Source organism: Hymenobacter aquaticus (assembly GCF_004765605.1).
GTDB classification, from domain to species: domain Bacteria; phylum Bacteroidota; class Bacteroidia; order Cytophagales; family Hymenobacteraceae; genus Hymenobacter; species Hymenobacter aquaticus.
Genome location: NZ_SRLC01000001.1, coordinates 2,572,454 through 2,590,873, shown reverse-complemented (window position 1 = coordinate 2,590,873; position 18,420 = coordinate 2,572,454). Strand labels below are relative to the sequence as shown.

Annotated in this window: 12 protein-coding genes and 1 tRNA gene; 6 read left to right on the top strand and 7 right to left on the bottom strand. The window is 61.0% G+C overall.

The window, feature by feature from the left end; translation table 11 throughout:
* Window positions 1-61 precede the first annotated feature (61 nt).
* Window positions 62-2,050 (top strand): peptidylprolyl isomerase, encoded by a 1,989-nt coding sequence (locus tag E5K00_RS10770; protein WP_135463223.1) that lies wholly within the window; start codon window positions 62-64, stop codon window positions 2,048-2,050.
* A gap of 77 nt (window positions 2,051-2,127) precedes the next feature.
* Here the strand turns inward: E5K00_RS10770 and E5K00_RS10765 are convergent, their stop codons facing one another.
* Window positions 2,128-5,067 (bottom strand): T9SS type A sorting domain-containing protein, encoded by a 2,940-nt coding sequence (locus E5K00_RS10765; protein ID WP_135463222.1) that lies wholly within the window; start codon window positions 5,065-5,067, stop codon window positions 2,128-2,130.
* Window positions 5,068-5,439: 372 nt separating this feature from the next.
* On the bottom strand, window positions 5,440-5,781 hold the full coding sequence (locus E5K00_RS10760; protein WP_135463221.1) for a cupin domain-containing protein: 342 nt from the start codon (window positions 5,779-5,781) through the stop codon (window positions 5,440-5,442).
* A gap of 184 nt (window positions 5,782-5,965) precedes the next feature.
* On the opposite strand from E5K00_RS10760, the gene E5K00_RS10755 reads away from it, so the two are divergent.
* Both E5K00_RS10755 and cysK read left to right on the top strand, forming a co-directional pair.
* Window positions 5,966-6,793: a serine O-acetyltransferase gene (locus E5K00_RS10755; protein WP_135463220.1), complete on the top strand. Its 828-nt coding sequence runs from the start codon at window positions 5,966-5,968 to the stop codon at window positions 6,791-6,793.
* A gap of 124 nt (window positions 6,794-6,917) precedes the next feature.
* Entirely contained in the window at window positions 6,918-7,838 is a 921-nt protein-coding gene (gene cysK / locus E5K00_RS10750) for a cysteine synthase A (RefSeq protein ID WP_135463219.1), read from the top strand.
* 129 nt (window positions 7,839-7,967) lie between these two features.
* Here the strand turns inward: cysK and E5K00_RS10745 are convergent.
* The 4 genes from E5K00_RS10745 to E5K00_RS10730 all read right to left on the bottom strand — a co-directional run bounded on the left by E5K00_RS10745 (window position 7,968) and on the right by E5K00_RS10730 (window position 13,332).
* Window positions 7,968-8,044: transfer RNA gene (locus E5K00_RS10745), tRNA-Ala, on the bottom strand.
* 370 nt (window positions 8,045-8,414) lie between these two features.
* Complete coding sequence (locus E5K00_RS10740; protein WP_135463218.1) at window positions 8,415-9,272, bottom strand: DUF4397 domain-containing protein; 858 nt, start codon at window positions 9,270-9,272, stop codon at window positions 8,415-8,417.
* A gap of 37 nt (window positions 9,273-9,309) precedes the next feature.
* Window positions 9,310-12,498, bottom strand: coding sequence for a TonB-dependent receptor (locus E5K00_RS10735; protein ID WP_167856833.1), 3,189 nt, complete (start codon window positions 12,496-12,498; stop codon window positions 9,310-9,312).
* A 243-nt stretch (window positions 12,499-12,741) separates the two neighbouring features.
* Window positions 12,742-13,332, bottom strand: a complete 591-nt coding sequence (locus tag E5K00_RS10730) for a C40 family peptidase (protein ID WP_245328258.1) — start codon at window positions 13,330-13,332, stop codon at window positions 12,742-12,744.
* A 122-nt stretch (window positions 13,333-13,454) separates the two neighbouring features.
* On the opposite strand from E5K00_RS10730, the gene E5K00_RS10725 reads away from it, so the two are divergent.
* On the top strand, window positions 13,455-14,864 hold the full coding sequence (locus E5K00_RS10725) for an FAD-binding oxidoreductase (protein ID WP_135463216.1): 1,410 nt from the start codon (window positions 13,455-13,457) through the stop codon (window positions 14,862-14,864).
* A 56-nt stretch (window positions 14,865-14,920) separates the two neighbouring features.
* Here E5K00_RS10725 and E5K00_RS10720 read toward each other — a convergent pair whose 3' ends face one another.
* Complete coding sequence (locus E5K00_RS10720; RefSeq protein ID WP_167856832.1) at window positions 14,921-15,451, bottom strand: acyl-CoA-binding protein; 531 nt, start codon at window positions 15,449-15,451, stop codon at window positions 14,921-14,923.
* A gap of 129 nt (window positions 15,452-15,580) precedes the next feature.
* On the opposite strand from E5K00_RS10720, the gene asnB reads away from it, so the two are divergent.
* Window positions 15,581-17,485, top strand: coding sequence for an asparagine synthase (glutamine-hydrolyzing) (gene asnB / locus E5K00_RS10715; RefSeq protein WP_135463214.1), 1,905 nt, complete (start codon window positions 15,581-15,583; stop codon window positions 17,483-17,485).
* 50 nt (window positions 17,486-17,535) lie between these two features.
* Entirely contained in the window at window positions 17,536-18,300 is a 765-nt protein-coding gene (locus tag E5K00_RS10710) for a glycosyltransferase family 2 protein (protein WP_135463213.1), read from the top strand.
* Window positions 18,301-18,420 lie beyond the last annotated feature (120 nt).

Below are 18,420 nucleotides of genomic sequence, written 5' to 3'. Positions count from 1 at the left end.
GACCGGATAGTTGGGCGCAGGATTGGCAGCACCAGGGGATTTTGGCTATTTTGGGCCACCCATGACCTACCACCTTCTCTGCCGACTAGCCCTGGCCAGTGCTTTCGTAAGCGCGGCGGCGGCCGGCTTCACTGCCTGCACGGCTCCGCCCCAAACTTCCGCCACCGCCACCGTCGCCAATAAGTTCGGGGATGCCACGCTGCGGCAGATTGCCACCGCCCAGGACGAGCGGCAAAGCGCGGCGCTGCTGCCTTTTCTGAGCAACCCCGAGGCGCTGTACCGGCGGGAAGCCGCTCTGGCCCTGGCCTCGGTGCAGGATAAAGCCGCCGTGCCGGCCCTCACCGCCCGCCTCACCGACGCCGATGCCAGCGTGCGGGTGGCCGCCGCCTACGCCCTGGGCCAGACCGCCGACACCACCGCCGAAACGGCCTTGCGGGAGCGGGTTTTGCAGGAAAAGGATGCCCTGGCGCGTTTCACGGCCCTCGAAGCGCTGGGCAAGTGCGTGTCGCGGGCGGGGCTGGCGGGGCTGGCCAAGCTGCCCCCGGCCCTGGGGGCCGACACGGCCGCTGTATCGGGGCAGGCGTGGGGACTCTACCGGGCCGGCCTGCGCGGGGTTACCTCCGAGGCAGCAGCCGGGCGGCTGGTGCAGCTGCTGGCCCTCATGAACCCCTACCGGGCCCGGCTGGCGGCGGCCAATGCCCTGGCCCGCACCCGGGGGCTGAACCTGACTTCCTACGCGCCGGCCATTAGTGCCAGCGCCCAAAATGACCCTAGCTACGCCGTGCGCAGCGCCGCCGCCGCCGCCCTGAGCAAAGCCAGCGCCGCGCCCACAGTGCCGGCCGTGCTGGCTACCCTGGCCCGCCGCGACCCGGATTACCGGGTGCGCATCAGCGCGCTGCGGGCCATGACGGCGGCCCAGTACGCGCCGGTAAAAGAGTCGGCCTGGGCGGCTCTCTCCGACGCGCACGAGCACGTAGCCCTGGCGGCGGCCGAGTTTTTCCTGGCGCACGCCAGCGGCGAGCCGGGCGTCCTGTTTTTGGAAAAGGCCAATAAGCTGAGCGCCTGGCGGCCCCGGGCTACCCTGCTGGCCACAGCCCTGAAGCTGGGCGGACCGGAAAAAAATGCCATTCGGGCGGCGGTGCAGGAGCGCTACCAGGCCACCGCCGACCCCTACGAGAAAGGCTATTTGCTGAAGGCTATGGGCGAAGACCCGGCCGCGTACGAGTTTGTGCGCAACGCCACCTTCGCCACCGGCCAACCGGTCGTGATTGGCACCTATGGCATTGAGGCGCTGGTCGCCATGCGGCACCTGCCCAGCTTCCCGGCCGAGCAGCACTCCACGTTTGCCCTCACCATGCAGCGCGCGGTGGGCACCGGCGACGTGGCCGTGATGGGCACCGCCGCCGAGGCTATCCGGGACCCGAAGCTGGACATGCGCCGCGTGTTTGCCAACGCTACCTTTCTGAAAGATGCCCGCGACAAGCTGGTGCTTCCGCGCGACCTGGAAGCCTGGCAGTCGTTGCAGCAAACCATCGACTACCTCGAAAAAAAGCAGCCCGAGCCGTTCCCAGTGGCCAAAGCCGCCACGCACCCCATCGACTGGGCCGCGGTGCAGGCCATTCCGGCCGGGCAGCGCGCCCGGATTCGCACCAGCAAAGGCGAGGTCATGTTTCGGCTGCTGATCAACGAAGCGCCCGGCTCGGTGGCCAGCTTCGTGCAGCTGGTCAACCAGGGCTTTTACAATGGCAAAAACTTCCACCGCGTGGTGCCCAACTTCGTGGCCCAGGGCGGCTGCCCGCGCGGCGACGGCTGGGGCAGCTCCGACTACAATCTGCGCTCTGAATTTGCCAACCTGCGCTACGGCGAAGGGGCTGTCGGGCTGGCCTCGGCGGGCAAGGATACCGAAAGCTGCCAGTGGTTTATCACCCACGCGCCCACGCCCCACCTCGACGGGCGCTACACCATCTTTGCCCAGGTGGTTAGCGGCATGGATGTGGTCAGCCGCCTGGAAATCGGGGACCGGATTGAGAAAATCGAGCTGGTGCGCTAAGAGAAGCCCACCTCATTAACAACAGCAAGGGCCGCCCGATACCGGGCGGCCCTTGCTGTTGTTAATGAGGCAGAAGCTTATTGCTTAAGCAGCCGAAGCGCTTTGCCCGAATACCCCGGGCCTTCCACCCGCACCAGGTAAGTGCCCGCCGGCAGCGAAGCCGGCAGCTGCACCGTGGCGTCCGCCGATTCGGTTAGGGTCTGGCGCAGCAGCACCCGGCCGGTGAGGTCGGTGAGCGAGACTTGCAGCTTCCCGGCGACGGGCGCGGAGAAGTACAGGGTCGTGTAGTCGGAGGCGGGGTTGGGCGCCAGGGCCAGCTTGATGGGCTGGCCTTGCTCGGCGGTACGGGCAATGGTTGCCACGGGCGAATAGGCCACCGTGCCGTCGGTATCTACCTGCCGCAGGCGGTAGTAGAGCAGGTCGCCGACGGGAGCCGCTTGGTCCTGGAAGGTGTAGTTGCTGGTCGAGGCGGTGGTGCCGCGGCCTTCCACGAAAGCCAGCTGCTGCCAGTCTTTCCCGTCGAGGCTGCGTTCCACGCCAAAGCCTTGGTTGTTTTCTTCCGAAGCCGTGCGCCAGAGCAGCGTAACGACGCCCGGCTGCCGCTCGGTCGCCGTGAAGCTAACCAGCTTAACCGGCAGCGGAACGTCGGCCGCGCCGAAGGTGAACGGCCCGAAGCTGGCCACGGGGCCGGCCGAGGCCACGGAACCCGCCGCCAACGCCCCACTCAGGCCCCCGTTGCCCTCCGATACCCAGGTCGAGCCGTCGAAGCGGGCCACGTGCAGATCGGTGGTAAAGGCGTCGATGCCGCTGCGGCTGCCATCCTCCCAGTACAGGCGCACGCCCACGGCGTCCGTCGAGCCGGTGCGGTCCAGGTTCCAGTACTCCACGGCGCTTACTTTCTTCAGGGGCGGAGTAAAGGTGGTGTTGCCGTAGGCCGAGGCGAAATACTCGGCGGTAAAGGCGCTGGCCGGGCTGGCAGGGGCCGTAATGGCCAGTCGGGCCCAGATTCCGGCTTTACCCAGCGGAAAGACGAAGGCCGAGCTGCCCAGCTTGCGCAAGGGGCCTTCCACGTAGGAAGCCGCGTTGCCTTCGGTAGCCGCGGCCGTGGCCGTCAGGGTCAGCAGGCCGGTGGCAGAGGTGCGCAGCAGGCCGGCGGTCAGCGTCAGGGTGCCCGACAGGCTGAACGGGGCCGCGAAGCTGGCGGCTTTACCGGACGCGTTGAGGCCCAGATTCTCCAGCGTGGTGGCTCCGTCGTTGGTCAGCGTCACGTTCTTGGTGATGGTGGCCGAGCCGTTGTAGGTCGCCGCTACCAGCTCCACGGTGCCGCTTTCCGCCACGTCTACCAACGCTTCCTGCAAGCAGGGCGCAACGCCCAGGTTGGGGCTGTACCAATCGGCGTGCAGGTAGCTTAGGTCGCTCTGGAAGCCGGGCGTGGCGGCCACATCGGTGTTGGTGTGCAGGAAGGGCGTGTAGTCGATGCGGCCGGTGGGGTCTAGAGAAGACACCTGTGCGAAGCTGGTGGTCGGCCCGCCCAGCGTAATCAGGCGGCCGTTCAGGCCGTTGGTGCCGCGCACCACCGTCACCTGGTTGCTGCCCAGCCAGTTGAGCGAGGCATTGATTGTGCTGCTCAGGTTCACGGCCCGCACCGACGTCGTGCAGCTGTCGAGGCGGTTGTTGCGGATACTGTCACCCACCGAAACCAGGGAGGCGTTGCGGTCAATGTCGAAGAACGGCGTCGAGCCGGTGCTGTTCGCGGGCCGGTCCTGCACCTGAATGCCCCGCTGGCAGTTGGCCACCACGTTGCCGAATACCTTGTTGTTGGCTCCTTCCAGCACCATGCCGAAGCCGTTGATGTTGAACGCCGTGCGCAGCGCGTCGGCCAGGTAGCCGCGCACAATGTTGTTCTGAATGTAGGCCCCGCCGGTGGTCAGGTCGCTCGTGACGCCCCCGCCCACGCTGATGATGCTCCGGTCCCGGTCGATAAAGGCAATACCGGCGTTGTCCTCGGCCAGGTTGGTAGGCGCCCCGATGGTCCGGACGATGTAGTTATTGCGCACCACCAGGCTGCCGGGGCCGCTGCCCAGGCCCGTGCCGGTGCACGATTTCAGCTCCAGGCCGTTGGAGGCGTTGTTGCGGATGAAGTTGTTTTCAATCAGGGCGGCGGGGGTAGTGAAGGCGCCGTTGGCGTCGCGCAGACCCGCCGCGCCCAGCACCGCAATGGCCGGCCCCAGGTTGAAGCCGAGGCGGCAGCCCCGAATCACGAGCCCGCTCACGCTGCCGTCGTTGATGTCGATGCCAGCCCTGCGGTTCTGCTCAAACACGCCGTCCTCAATCAGGATGTTGATTTTGCTGCCGTTGACGAGAAATAGGCCGCGGCCGGCGCCGTTATTGCGCGTGTTGGGCTCCAGGGCCGTTTTGGTGGCCCGCACCCGCCGGAAAGTGATGTTCTGGGTGAAGTTGACTTGGCCGTTCCAGTAAATGCCGAACTGCCGGTTCTGGGTGGTAGCCACGTCCTCAATCAGGAAGTTAACGTGGTTGACCTGGTTGTCGTCCTGAATCCCGTAGTCATAGGCCCGCACTTTCAGCCGGGAAATTTTCACCGGGTTGTCGGGCGTGCCGCCCACGGCCGTAATGTAAATACCGGTTTCCTGGGTTTGCACGTCGCTCGGGGCCAGGCCGCCGTCAAACACCGTGCGGGCCGTATCCACGCCCTGGAGGCTGATGTTCTTATTGAGCACGACTCGCTCGGAATACGTGCCGGCATCAATGAAAATGGTGGCCGTGGCCGCGTCGGCGCTGGCCAGGGCCCGGGCTACGGTGGCAAAAGGCGCACTGCTACTGCCGTCCCCACTCTGGTCGTTGCCCACTCCGGTCGTATACACGTCGCCAGCCTGCGCCGCGTCGTTCACGTACAGCGCCGCGGCGGCCGCTCGGCTGGTCTGGGCCTGGGCTGTCGTCAGAAATCCGCTGGCCAGCAGCAGGCAGGCAGCCAGGGTACGGGGTATAAGGTGTTTCATAGCCAAAATGGGAAAGTAGCGTTTGGCCTCTGAACGGTAATTACCTAAGATAGTTTAGGAATAATTCACTTTTATCCTCCGGCCGGAAGTATTTATCCGGGCTTGCTTTTCAAACCGGCCTTGTTGCGCCCGGCAGCGTATAGGTTTACGATGACGACGAGGTAAGATATTGTTTTATAGATGTATATACATAAAAATATAATAAATTTTGAATATTAGTTGGGACTCATTTACCGCTGCGCTGGGTTAGACGCAGCTAGGTTTTGCTAAACCTGCTCGATTGATTCGAATCAGATTAGTACAAATAGGGGCCAATGCAAACGCCGGCCCTAACCAGAGCCGGCGTTTCCCAAATTGAGTCAGAAGCGGGTTTTACGCCTCTTCCCGGCCGTGTACCTGGGCCGGCGGACTGGTAGCTTCTACGGCCGTAAAGGCCTCCAGAATCTTGTAGGTGTGCGAGGCGCCTTTGGGCACTACCCAGGAGTTGCCGGTTTCCAGCACGACCATCTGGCCTTCCAGGTGCAGCTCGGCCCGGCCGCTGATAACGTAGCCAACGGTTTCGTAGGGCCGCGTCGCGGCGGGCTTGGCCTCGCCGGGCTGTTCGTTTTCCCAGAGGCGCATGGCCACGTGGATACCCGAGGCCAGGTATTTTTCGCCGTCGTGGCCTTTGGGAGAATATGCCGAGTCGACTTTGGTGATGGTGGTATCAGCCATAAGAAAGGAGGTAGAAAGGTGATTGGTTAGAAATGCGCAGGATTCTGGTTTCCTAACGCAAGGCATCCGCCAACGGTTGTGCCCCAAACCTTCCGGCAGACCAGTGGTTGCAGCATACGTAGTGGCCGTTATCTTGCCGCCCCAAGGCGCCCCGGTAGTGCGGGCCGCCGTTTTTGTCTGTCCCATGCACGCTGCTTTTATTCAGTCTTTGGCGCTGGCTCACCGCCAGGCCACCGCACCCCTGCCCGCCGAAGCCTTCTGCGCCCTGGCCGACCAGCTGCTGCAGGTGCTGTTTCCGGAGCGCACGGCCCGTCCGCTCAACAGTACCGATGCCCTGGAGGCCGTGCTCTACCATTGGCAAACCGAGCTGGCCGAGCTGCTGCGGGCCGTGCTGAGCCCCCAGGAGGCCGACCAGATTGCCGCCACCTGCATGGCCGGCCTGCCCCAGCTGCGCGACAAGCTTCTGCACGATGCCGCTGCCATCGTGGCCGCCGACCCGGCCGCTCAAGGGACGGTAGAGGTCATCAGCACCTATCCGGGGTTCTACGCCATTGCTCTGCACCGCTTCGCGCACGGCCTCTACCAGCTGCGGGTGCCGCGCGTGCCCCGGCTCCTGAGCGAGTACGCCCACGCCCGCACCGGCATCGACATTCACCCCGGCGCCCGTATCGGCCCCTCGTTCTGCATCGACCACGGCACGGGCATCGTTATCGGCGAAACGGCGGTCATCGGGGCGTACGTCAAGATTTTTCAGGGCGTCACGCTTGGGGCCCTCAGCGTGGCCAAGCACATGGCCAACCTCAAGCGCCACCCCACCATCGAAGACCATACGGTTATCTACGCCGGCGCTACTATTTTGGGCGGCAGCACCGTGGTCGGCAGCCACAGCATCATCGGGGGCAACGTGTGGCTCACGGAGAGCGTACCGTCGCACTCGCGCGTGTACCACCGGGCCCAGATCCACGTGACCCGCTCGGAAGACCCTACGGCCGACATTACCTTCTCCATCTAATACCAATGGTTGACTGAGAGGATAGTGAATAGGAGAATGTGCATTGCCTTATGCAACTGTTTCTTCGTTCACCTATTTCCTCGTTCAACCATTCTTCCATTCAACCATTCACTCGTTTCAACCCATGAAAGCCAACACCATTCTTGATACCATCGGCAACACTCCCTTGCTGCGCCTGAACCGTTTGTTTGCCCACCGCCCCGACGTGGAAGTGTGGGTGAAGCTGGAGCGTGCCAACCCCGGGGGCAGCATCAAAGACCGGATTGCCCTGTCGATGATTGAGCAGGCCGAGCAGGACGGTATCCTGACCCCCGATAGCCTGATTGTGGAGCCTACCTCCGGCAACACGGGCGTGGGCCTGGCGATGGTAGCCGCCGTGAAAGGCTACAAGCTGACGCTGGTGATGCCCGAGTCGATGTCGATTGAGCGCCGCCGCCTGATGACGGCCTACGGGGCCAATCTGGAGCTGACGCCCCGGGAAAAAGGCATGAAAGGTGCCATCGAAAAAGCCCACGAGCTGGTGCGCGACACGCCCGGCGCCTGGATGCCCATGCAGTTCGAGAATCCGGCCAACATCAAGGTGCACGCCGAAACCACGGCTCAGGAAATTCTGCGCGACGCGCCCGAAGGCTTCGACTTCCACATTACCGGCGTGGGCACCGGCGGCCACATCACAGCCGTCACGGAAGTGCTCAAGCCCAAATTCCCGAACATGAAGACGTTTGCCGTGGAGCCCGAGCTGTCGCCGGTTATCAGCGGCGGCGCCCCCGGCCCACACCCGATTCAGGGCATTGGCGCGGGCTTTATTCCGGCCAACCTGCACACCGATATTCTGGACGGCACCATCCAGATCAGCCAGCAGGAAGCCTTCGACATGGCCCGGCGCGCGGCCCGGGAGGAAGGCATGTTCATCGGCGTATCGTCGGGGGCTTCCCTGGCCGCCGTGGCCAAGAAACTGCCCGACATGCCCCAGGGCAGCCGCGTGCTGACCTTCTGCTACGATACCGGCGAGCGGTACCTGTCGGTCGACGGCCTGTTCGTTTAAAGCCCGATCAGGATTCCAAACAAAAAGCCCAACTTACCCGGTTGGGCTTTTTGTTTGGATGGTAGGTTGCTGCCCACCACCCGGTAGGGTAGGGGCAACAAAAAAGCCCAACCGGATAGGTTGGGCTTTTGGTGGAGAATATCGGAGTCGAACCGATGACCTCTTGCATGCCATGCAAGCGCTCTAGCCAGCTGAGCTAATCCCCCGTTTGTATGTCCATTCGCCGGTTGCGTTTGGTGGTACAAAAGTACAGCGCGTTTTCGATTTTGCAAGAGCACGCCTCAGAAATAGTTGAAAAAAGTACCCGCGAGCAGTGAAATAAAAGCCTCTTAGCGGGCGGTAAGACGATATTTGTTCCTATAAGACCTTGGTTTCTATCGGGATATACCTGAGGGTGCCCCGCCAGGGAGAGAGTGAAAATATTTTTGATTTTTTTTGCCTTGCCCGCATTCTGTAGCGGAAAGACTGGGTTGGCACGCCGTCCGTACAGCGGCTCGCACAACCGTCAGTAGTCAACAAAAAAAGGGGGCCGAAGAATCTCTTCGGCCCCCTTTAAACATGCAGACTAGCTAGTCCTTAGTTGTGGGTTACAACCGACAAAGCCAGTGGCGTGGTGCTGCTGCCCGTCAGGCCGCTGGCATACAGCGTGTAGATCTTGCCGGCTTCGAACGTGTACACCTTGGCGGCTACTACTGGTGCTGCCGTGGCGGTAGCCCGTACGTCCAGGGTGTAAGCACCCGCGTTTACCTCGGTGAAAGTGTTGAAGTTGACCAGCGTCGAACCCGAACCTGTAGATACCGCCCGGTAGCTACGAGCCGAGAACAGAAATGCCGCTGGAGCAGTCGTGTTGTATACGCCAACGGCAGTAGTCAGCGAGGGCGACAGGTTGAAGAAGCGAACCTTGGCTTTGCCAGCCGCCGGAGCCGCCAGGTTATCCGTCACGATCAGCGTACGAATACCGCCTAAGTCGGAGGTATTCGTTACGGGGAATACGAAAGGCCGGGTCGGCTGATCCGTCAGGAATACCGTGTAGTTGGTACCCCCCAGGAAGGACGTGCGTGAAGTTACGGTCCGGGCCGTGGTATTTACGGGTGGAGCATCTACGGGCGGATTCCCAACCTTAGGATAGTTAGCGGGATTCGCTGCAATGTTGGTGGGCTCGTTGAAAACGAACAGGCGCTGACCCGCATTGAAAGTAGTGGAAGCCGAGCCCAGGTACGCCAGGGGAGCACCCAGGCTAATGTTCTCAGCCGTGGCAGCAATGCCGGTAGAACCGGGGGCGGCATTAACCACCAGTACTTTGGACTGGCCTACCGTCGAGGCGCTCACCGGCTTGGCTTCCGGCAACTCGGGGTCTTCGCAGCTAACCAGCGCGGCGGCCAAAGAACCTACCAGCGCCAGCTTCGGCAAATATGAAGAAGAGAAAATTCTCATGGTACTTGAAGTTATGTTAGCGGTGTAGACTTACCGATTAAAACAGGTAACGAACACCAAACTGTGCCTGCCAGCGCGAGGCCAGCTGGTTGATCTGGTAACCCAGCGTGGGCGAAGCGGTGGTGCCGCTGCCGAAGCTGAAGGTAGGACGACCACCGGCCGTACCGTTTTCCAGACCCTGGTAACGCAGCAGACCGAAGTTCTGGTTGTTTACCGAGTAGTCGCGGCCCCAGTCTTTGCTGAGCAGGTTGCCGACGTTCAGCACGTCAACCGACAACTGAATCGTATGGTTCTTTTCGCCAATCTTGGTGAAGATATCCTGCAACAGGCGAACGTCGATGCGGTGCTGCCAGGGAGTACGGGCACCATTGCGCACCGCATATTCGCCACGGTGCTCGCGCAGGTAGTCGTCGCCCTCGATGAAGGCATTCAGTTCGTTCCACTGCTGGTCGATGGTCCGACGGTCGTTCACACCATCCGTTACCAGTACGATTTCGCTCTGGTTGCGGGGAATGTAGACCAGGTCGTTCGAGTTGCTGGTAAAGCTGCCACCGTCGCCGTTCAGGTCGTTGCCATAGTAGGTGTAGGAGAAGGGCGAGCCCGACTGACCACCGTAGAAGGCCGAAATCGTGGTAGCGAAGTGCTCAGCGTACGCCTTGCGGTACGACAGCGAGGCAATAACGCGGTGACGCAGATCGAAGTTCGAGTAGGACAGGGGCAGGCTGTTGGGGCTGGCTACGTGGGGGTTGAATTCCCAGGTCGACTGCGCCGTGGAGCTCGAGCCCGAGTACACGTCACGCGACTGACCGTAGGTGTAGGCGGTAGAAGCGAAGAAGTCGGTGGTTACCTGCTTCTTCAATTCGGCCGTCAGGCTGTACTGGTAGCCTTTGCTGGTGTTGGTCAGCAGGAACACGCTGTTGAAGTCGCGGCTGTTGCGGTAGCGGGCAGAAGGATAAACCGGACGGCCATCACCCTGCAGTACACCCGTGGGGTTCACCAGGTTGATGTCCTGGGGCAGCACGTCGTTCAGCGTCTTGGAGTAGATACCTTCCAGGGTACCCACGATGCCCAGGGGCAGACGGTAGTCGACGGCGAAGTTGGTACGCAGCAGTTGGGGGTTCTTGAAGTCTTTCGACGTCACGGCCACGCTACCTCTGGCAGCCCGGGCGGGCTGGTTTTTGATAGCGTTGACCAGGTTATTGTAGTTGTTGGTCAGAGCGAAGCCACCGGTTGGAATAACCGCACCAGGAGCGTTGCTGTCGTAGTTGGCGAAGTCAACACCGGTACCGCCGTACTGGTTGGCAATCCACACGTAAGCCGGACGGCCGGTGAAGATACCTACACCACCACGCAGCTGGAAGGTCTGGTCTTTACGCACGTCCCAGTTGAAGCCGAGGCGGGGCGAAATCTGGAGGCGGCTCTTGGGCAGACGGTTGGTCCGCACGTCGTAGGCGTCGGTCTGGGCGTTGGCCGTGGCGAAGGTCGAGTCAACCTTGTAGTTGTACGAAGGCTTGTCGAAATACACGGGCAGATCGAAACGCACACCGGTAGTTACCCGGAAGTTGTCCGTCACGTTGTATTCGTCCTGCACGTAAGCGCCGAACTGCGCCGCGCCAAACTTCGAAGTGGGCTTACCGCCGGGCAGCGCGAAGTTTTGCTGGTAGCGGAAGCCAGTGCCGTAGCCGTTCGGGAAGTTGGGCAGGAAGGGCGTCGTGCTGGTAGCTGGGTTATCAAAGAAGGCCTGCAGCGAAGGATAGGTGTAGCTACCTTCGGTGCGCTGAACAAAGAGGTTGTCGAACCGGAAGATTTCGTTGTTCGTACCGAAGGTCAGCACGTGCTTACCCGCGAATACGTTGAAGTTATCCGTGATTTCGAGTACGTCCTGGCTCAGTTTGTTCTGGGTCGAGCTGAAGTCGGAACCAGCCGATACCGAACCACCGGTCATGTTGATGGTGATGGAAGGAAACAGGTCACCGTTAATCTTGCGGCTGTCACGGATGCGCGAGTAGCCGACCAGCAAGTTGTTGGCGTAGCGGCTACCAAAGCGGCTCTTCAGTTCCATTACCGTCGAGTTGGTCTGGCTCAGGAACTTGTAGCCGTTGTTGCCGAAGCGGAACGACGTAGCGCCACGTGAGATGTTGTCATCAGAAGCGTCAACAAAGTTGTGACGCAACGTCAGCTGGTGGTTCTGGCTGATGTTCCAGTCCAGACGGGCAAAAGCCTTGTTGCTGTTGGTTTCGGCGTTGATAGCGCCATACTCACCGGCGTTGTAGCCGAACCGGGCCAGCTGGTCAGAAATCTGCTTTAGCTGATCAACGGTCACGAAGGCGGATACGTCGGAACCGGTTTCACCCTGCGTACCGGCGGCGCGGAACAACAGCGGGGCGCTGCGGCGGGTGATTTCACCGTTTACGAAGAAGAACAGCTTGTCCTTAATGATCGGACCACCCAGACGGAAACCGGTCTGGTAGTCGTAGAACTCAGCCAGCTTGGTGCGGTTGCCCGAGGCATCGGGCGTTACGCTCTTACCAGCTGTGTTTTGGTTACGGCCGAAAGCGAATACCGAACCCGAGAAGTCGTTGGTACCGGAACGCGTTACGGCGTTGATAGCGCCACCGCTGAAGCGGCCCTGGCGAACGTCGTAGGGCGACAGTACCACCTGGAATTCCTGGATGGCGTCCAGCGAAATGGGGTTGGTGCCCGCCTGACCACCAGGAGCACCGGTGCCGCCCAGACCAAACAAGTCGTTGTTCGAGGCGCCGTCAATCTGGATGTTGTTGAAGCGGCCGTTCCGGCCGGCCAGGGAGTTACCGTTGGCCTGGGGAGTCAGGCGGGTAAAGTCCTGGAAGCTACGCGACAGGGTGGGCAGACGCTCGATCTGCTCGCGCTGTACGTTGGTAGCGGCGCCGCTGCGCTGCGAGTTCAGCGTGGGGTCCTGCTTACCCGAAACCGTAACGCCAGCCAGCTCCGTGGTGGCTTCGCTCAGGTTGATGTCGAGGCGCAGGTTCTGGCCCAGGGTCAGGAAAATGCCCGTCCGGTCCGCATCCTTGTAGCCAATGAACGTAACCCGCACGGAGTAGGGGCCGCCTACGCGCATGTTCTGGATGTTGAAACGTCCCTCCGAGTTGGTTGGAGCAACGTACTGGGTGTTGGTCGGCGTGTGTACCGCAATGACCGTAGCTCCAGGCAACCCTGCACCGGCCTTGTCGGTAATAATACCGGTCATGGCCGAAGTCGTTGTACCCTGACTCCACGCCCCTGGGGCTGACAACAGCGTCAACACCAGCAAGAGTAAGAGGCGTAAACGTGAATGTTTCATAAATGGGTAAGTAGGTGAAAAAAGAGGAAGCTTAAAGTGAAACGGAATGCAAAAGTACGGACGTTTTTTACCGGGTTCGTTATCAAATCATTGCCATTCGCTACAACCAACAGGCCCTGATCGTTTACGGCACAAAGGTAAGGGGGAAATTCACAATACTGGTCTCACCGCTTTGATAAAGCGACTAAGATAATAATCACTTTCCAAGCTATTCTCCACGACACCTAACGAGCTGGAAGAGTGAATGAACTGTACGCTTTCCGGGCTGGCTTCCGTCACTAATCCCACGTGCGTAATAGTAGCGCTGCCAGGCGAAGCTCCGAAAAATACCAAATCACCGGCCCGCAGATCCTGGGGCTTTACCGGCGTGCCCCACACGGCCTGCTCGTTGGAAGACCGCGGAATCTGCACGTCGATGGCCGCGAAAGCTGCGCACAGCAGCCCCGAACAATCCATGCCCAGGCGGGTAGTGCCTCCGTATTTGTATGGGGTGCCTTCGTAGGAGCGGGCCGCCTCGATAACCGAGGCCAGGTCCCGGGAAACGGTAGCCGGGCTGCTGCGGTGCTTTACCACCGTCTTGGACTTGCCCGCTGGCGTCGCCGTTTTAGATTTGGCCTTCGCCACGGGCCGGCCCCCCCGGCGGCGCCGTTCCTCCGCTTTCATGCGGGCCATGTCGCGCGCCGAATAATACCGGCCGTTACGCTGGTTGAGCTGGCGCGAGCTGCCGCAGCCAGTCAACAACACTAAGACACTAAGCAGTACTAGTGGCCACCAAACAAAGCGTTGGTGCGAATACTGTACCTTCGTAAGGTGTTCCCGCATCGGGACAAAGATACGTGAATCGCTCATTCTGCCGTCTATATATGAATTTCCAACCGCTGACTTCCGACCTGATAGCCGCCTTCGAACAAATCGTGGGCGAAGCGTATGTGCTTACTGCCCAACGCGTAGAAGCCGACGTGTACGCCGATTATGGCCGCGACCATACCGAGGATTTGCACTTTGCTCCCGACGTTGTACTTCGCCCGGCCAACGTAGAGGAGATCAGCAAAATTGTCCGGCTGTGCCACGAGCACCACGTGCCCGTCACGGCCCGGGGCGCCGGAACCGGCCTGAGCGGCGGGGCGCTGCCGGTGCACCACGGCGTAGTGCTCAGCACCGAGCGGCTCAACCGCATCATCGAAATCGATGAGCGCAACCTGCAGGCTACCGTGGAGCCGGGCGTGGTGAACGAGGCGTTTCAGAACGCCGTGAAGGAAGTAGGCCTGTTTTACCCGCCCGACCCGGCCAGCAAGGGTAGCTGCTCGCTGGGCGGCAACCTGGCCCACAGCAGCGGCGGCCCAAAAGCCGTGAAATACGGCACCACCCGCGACTACGTCCTGAACCTGGAAGTGGTGCTGCCCACCGGCGACGTTATCTGGACGGCGGCCAACACGCTGAAAAACTCGACCGGCTACAACCTCACCCAATTGATGGTGGGTTCGGAAGGCACGCTGGGCATTATTACCAAAGTGGTGTTTCGCCTGCTGCCCTACCCGCAGCATAATATTCTGATGCTAGTGCCTTTCCGCCGGGAAGAACAGGCCGCCGAGGCCGTGTCGGCCGTATTCCGGGCCGGCGTGATTCCCTCCGGCATGGAGTTTATGGAGCGCGAGGCCATTGCCTGGTCGTCCGACTACCTGAAAATACCGCTGACGCTGCCCGAAGACATCCGCGCCCACCTGCTCATTGAGCTGGATGGGCAGGACATGGACCAGCTCTACAAAGAGGCTGAGCAGGTGTACGGCGTGCTGGAACGCTACGATGTGGGCGAAATCCTGCTGGCCGACAACGCCACGCAGAAGGATGAGCTCTGGAAGATCCGGCGCAACATCGGCAATTCCGTGCGCTACAACTCCGTGTATAAGGAGGAAGACACCGTGGTACCCCGCGCCGAGCTGCCCACGCTGCTGCGCGGCGTGAAGGAAATCGGGCAGCGCTACGGCTTCAAGAGCGTGTGCTACGGCCACGCCGGCGACGGGAACCTGCACGTGAACATCATCCGCGGCGAACTGACCGACGAGCAATGGAACGTGGGCCTGCGCCAGCCGATTACCGAAATCTTCGAGTTGTGCGTCAGGCTGGGCGGCACCATCAGCGGGGAGCACGGCATTGGGCTGGTCCAAAAAGGCTACATCGGCATTGCCCTGAAGGAAACCAACCTGGAGCTGATGCGCGGCATCAAAAAAGTATTCGACCCGCACGGCATCCTCAACCCCGGCAAGATTTTTTAGCCCAAAAAAAGCCCTGACTGCAATAGTCAGGGCTTTTTTTGGGGCGGTGCCCACGGCTACGACTGTTCGCCTTTCAGCTTGTCTTCGCCCCCGTAGGGTGCCCCGGCGGTAATGTCGCCGCGCAGGCCGCCCTGCGAAACGCCCGGGCCGGTATCGGCCTGGCGGGAGGTGGTGGTGTTGTCATCAGCCTCAACGCTGGGGCTGGAGTTGGCATCGGCGCCGCCTACCAAGGAGGCCGTGGCCGCCTGCCCGTTGCCGGTGATGATGTTCGTCTGCTCGCCCACGGGCCCGGCCAACGCATTTACTTTCTCTACGTATTGGCGCTTGGCGTCGTCCTCGCTCACGCCCTTGAACTTGCTCCAGGAGTCCCACTGGGCCTGCGACAGGCCCGCGTTGCCGCTGGGGTTGTCGGGCGAGTCGTCGCCCACGACTTCGCCTTTCGTGTCATGGTCGCCTTCGGTGGCCTGCTTATACAAGCCGTAGAGTTCGGTCATGTGGGCGGCGGCTTTGTCGCCGGGCAGGGTGTCAACGCGCGATACAGCGGCTTCAAACTGCTGTTGTAAATCCATTTGCTGCTGAAGGTCCATAAGATCAGAAAGTCTAGAGAGTGGAATGTAAAAGGGGTTTACTAGCATGGCACGGCTTTGGTTGCGGGGGCGCGCTGCTAAGTTTTTCAGAAAGTAAGTGCGCAGAGTTCGTACTTTTGCCCGCCAATTATGTGTGGAATCACCGGAGTATTCGCTTTTACCGACGCAGGACGCCGCTCGCTGTCCGCGTTGCATGCCTCAACCGACGCTATTATTAGCCGTGGGCCTGATTCTCAGGGGCATTTTGTGTACGATCGTTGCGGCCTGGGCTTCCGCCGCCTGGCTATCCTCGACCTGACGGCCGACGGCAACCAGCCGATGACCGACGAGTCGGGTCGCTACACGATTGTCTTCAACGGCGAGATTTTCAACTTCAAGGAGTTGCGCCAGAAGCTGATCAAGAAAGGGCACCGCTTCCACTCCCAGACCGATACGGAAGTTATCCTGCAGCTCTACATCGCCGAGGGCCGGGGCTTTCTGAAAAAGCTAAACGGTTTTTTCGGTCTGGCTATCTACGATAAGGAGGAAGATTCCCTGTTCATCGCCCGCGACCGGATGGGGGAGAAGCCTCTGCTGGTGTACCGCGACGAAGACAAGATGTTCTTCGCCTCCGAGATGAAGTCGCTGCTGGCCCTGGGCGTGCCCCGCAAGCTCGACTACGTAGCCCTGAGCCACTATTTGCAGCTCAACTACATTCCCGGCCCGGCCACTATTTTCAAAGGCGTCAAGAAGCTGCTACCCGGCCATTACCTCTTCATCAAAGGAGGCAAAGTGGTGAAAAAGCGCTACTACAAGATTCCGTACGACCCCAAGAAGACGGCCAAAAACAAGCTCAGCTACGAGGATCAGCAGAAAAAGCTGGTCGAGCTGCTCGACGACGCTACGGCCCGCCGCTTGGTGGCCGACGTGCCGCTGGGCGCCTTCCTCAGCGGCGGCATCGACTCCAGCGTCATTGTGGCCCTGGCCTCGCGCCACACCCAGCACCTGAACACGTTCAGCATCGGTTACCGCGACGAGCCCTTCTTCGACGAAACCAAGTACGCTAAGCTGGTGGCCGAGCGCTACAAAACCAACCACACGGTTTTCTCGCTCACCAACCAGGACCTCTACGACCACATCTTCGACGTACTCGACTACATCGACGAGCCCTTCGCCGATTCCTCGGCCCTGGCCGTGTATATTCTCAGCAAGCGGACCCGCGAGAAGGCCACCGTGGCCTTGTCGGGCGACGGGGCCGACGAGATGTTTGCCGGCTACAACAAGCACATGGGCGAGTTTCAGGTGCGGCAGGGCGGCTTCAAGGCCGAGGCCGTCACGGGCCTGAACCTGCTCTGGGACGTGCTGCCCAAGTCGCGCAACTCGTTTTTCGGCAACCGCATCCGGCAGTTTCAGCGCTTCTCGCGCGGCATGCTCAGCGGCCCCAAGGACCGGTACTGGGACTGGGCCACGTTTGTCAACGAGAAAGACGCCCGCAACCTGCTCAGCGCCGACTCGCGCCGCAAGGTGGGCAAGAAGCTGGCCGAGAAGCGCCGCAAGGACGTGCTGCAACACCTGCACGCCGACGGCGACCTGAACGAGGTGCTGCTCACCGACATGAACCTGGTGCTGCCCTACGATATGCTGGCCAAGGTCGACCTGATGAGCATGGCCAACTCCCTGGAGGTGCGCCCGCCCTTCCTAGACCCCAACGTGGTGAACTTCGCCTTCTCCTTGCCCGTCGAAAGCAAAATCGACGCGAAGATGAAAAAGAAGATCGTGCAGGACGCCTTCCGGCCTATGCTGCCCGAGGAGCTCTACAAGCGCCCCAAGCACGGTTTCGAAGTGCCCCTGCTCAAGTGGTTCCGCAACGAGCTACGGCCCCTGATTGAGGACGACCTCCTGTCGGACGGCTTTATCGAGGCCCAGGGCATTTTCAGCGTCGACGGTATCCGGGCCCTGAAGACGCAGCTGTTTTCGCGCAACCCCGGCGACGTGCACGCCCGGATCTGGGCCCTCATCGTGTTTCAGCACTGGTGGAAGCGGCACATGATGTAAGGACTCCTTAGCTTCGCTGCCGTTACTCACGCCTTGTCTGTCTTCTGTTAATGATATCACCGCCTACTTCACCACTTTCGGGTATTCAGTTTCCGCCGCGTACGCTTTCCATCGTGATTCCGGCCTACAACGAAGCACCCACGATCCACTTGATTCTGGATCAGCTTAAGAAGGTGGAGCTGGCCGGCGGCCTGGCCAAAGAGGTCATCATCGTCAACGACTGCTCGCGCGACAACACCGAGGAAGCCATTGAGCGCTACATTGCCGCCAACCCCGATCTGCCCATCCGCTACCTCAAGCACGCCATCAACCAGGGCAAGGGCGCGGCCCTGCACACCGGCATCCGGGAAGCCACCGGCGACTACGTCATCATTCAGGATGCCGACCTGGAGTACGATCCGCAGGAGTATAACCTGCTGCTGAACCCCGTGCTGCGCGGCTTCGCCGACGTGGTGTACGGCTCCCGCTTCATGGGCGGCAACCCGCACCGGATTCTGTTCTTCTGGCACAGCATCGGCAACTACTGGCTGACGATGCTGTCCAACGCGTTTTCCAACCTGAACCTGACGGACATGGAAACCTGCTACAAGCTGTTCCGGCGCGACATCATTCAGGGCCTGCGCCTGGAAGAAAACCGGTTTGGTTTCGAGCCCGAAGTCACGGCCAAAGTAGCCCGGGTGCCCAACGTGCGGATCTACGAGGTCGGCATCAGCTACTACGGCCGCACGTATGCCGAAGGCAAGAAAATTGGGTGGCGCGACGGGTTCCGAGCCATCTATTGCATCTTCAAATATGGTTTATTTGCGAAGCTGTAGCGCTTAACCGGGGCCGGTATAAACCGTATGCCGCTCCGGGCTGGGCCTGTTTTGCCTGTCAACCAATTCGCGCCAGTGGGGCATCCCGCTGGCTTTCACTTGAATATCTCTCTCCCCAAA

What these genes read in the sequence shown, in the direction of transcription:
- E5K00_RS10770 (WP_135463223.1), top strand. Translation starts at nt 62, where the DNA reads ATGACCTACCACCTTCTCTGCCGACTAGCCCTGGCCAGTGCTTTCGTA.
- E5K00_RS10765 (WP_135463222.1), bottom strand. Translation starts at nt 5,067, where the DNA reads ATGAAACACCTTATACCCCGTACCCTGGCTGCCTGCCTGCTGCTGGCC.
- E5K00_RS10760 (WP_135463221.1), bottom strand. Translation starts at nt 5,781, where the DNA reads ATGGCTGATACCACCATCACCAAAGTCGACTCGGCATATTCTCCCAAA.
- E5K00_RS10755 (WP_135463220.1), top strand. Translation starts at nt 5,966, where the DNA reads ATGCACGCTGCTTTTATTCAGTCTTTGGCGCTGGCTCACCGCCAGGCC.
- cysK (WP_135463219.1), top strand. Translation starts at nt 6,918, where the DNA reads ATGAAAGCCAACACCATTCTTGATACCATCGGCAACACTCCCTTGCTG.
- E5K00_RS10740 (WP_135463218.1), bottom strand. Translation starts at nt 9,272, where the DNA reads ATGAGAATTTTCTCTTCTTCATATTTGCCGAAGCTGGCGCTGGTAGGT.
- E5K00_RS10735 (WP_167856833.1), bottom strand. Translation starts at nt 12,498, where the DNA reads ATGACCGGTATTATTACCGACAAGGCCGGTGCAGGGTTGCCTGGAGCT.
- E5K00_RS10725 (WP_135463216.1), top strand. Translation starts at nt 13,455, where the DNA reads ATGAATTTCCAACCGCTGACTTCCGACCTGATAGCCGCCTTCGAACAA.
- E5K00_RS10720 (WP_167856832.1), bottom strand. Translation starts at nt 15,451, where the DNA reads ATGGACCTTCAGCAGCAAATGGATTTACAACAGCAGTTTGAAGCCGCT.
- asnB (WP_135463214.1), top strand. Translation starts at nt 15,581, where the DNA reads ATGTGTGGAATCACCGGAGTATTCGCTTTTACCGACGCAGGACGCCGC.
- E5K00_RS10710 (WP_135463213.1), top strand. Translation starts at nt 17,536, where the DNA reads ATGATATCACCGCCTACTTCACCACTTTCGGGTATTCAGTTTCCGCCG.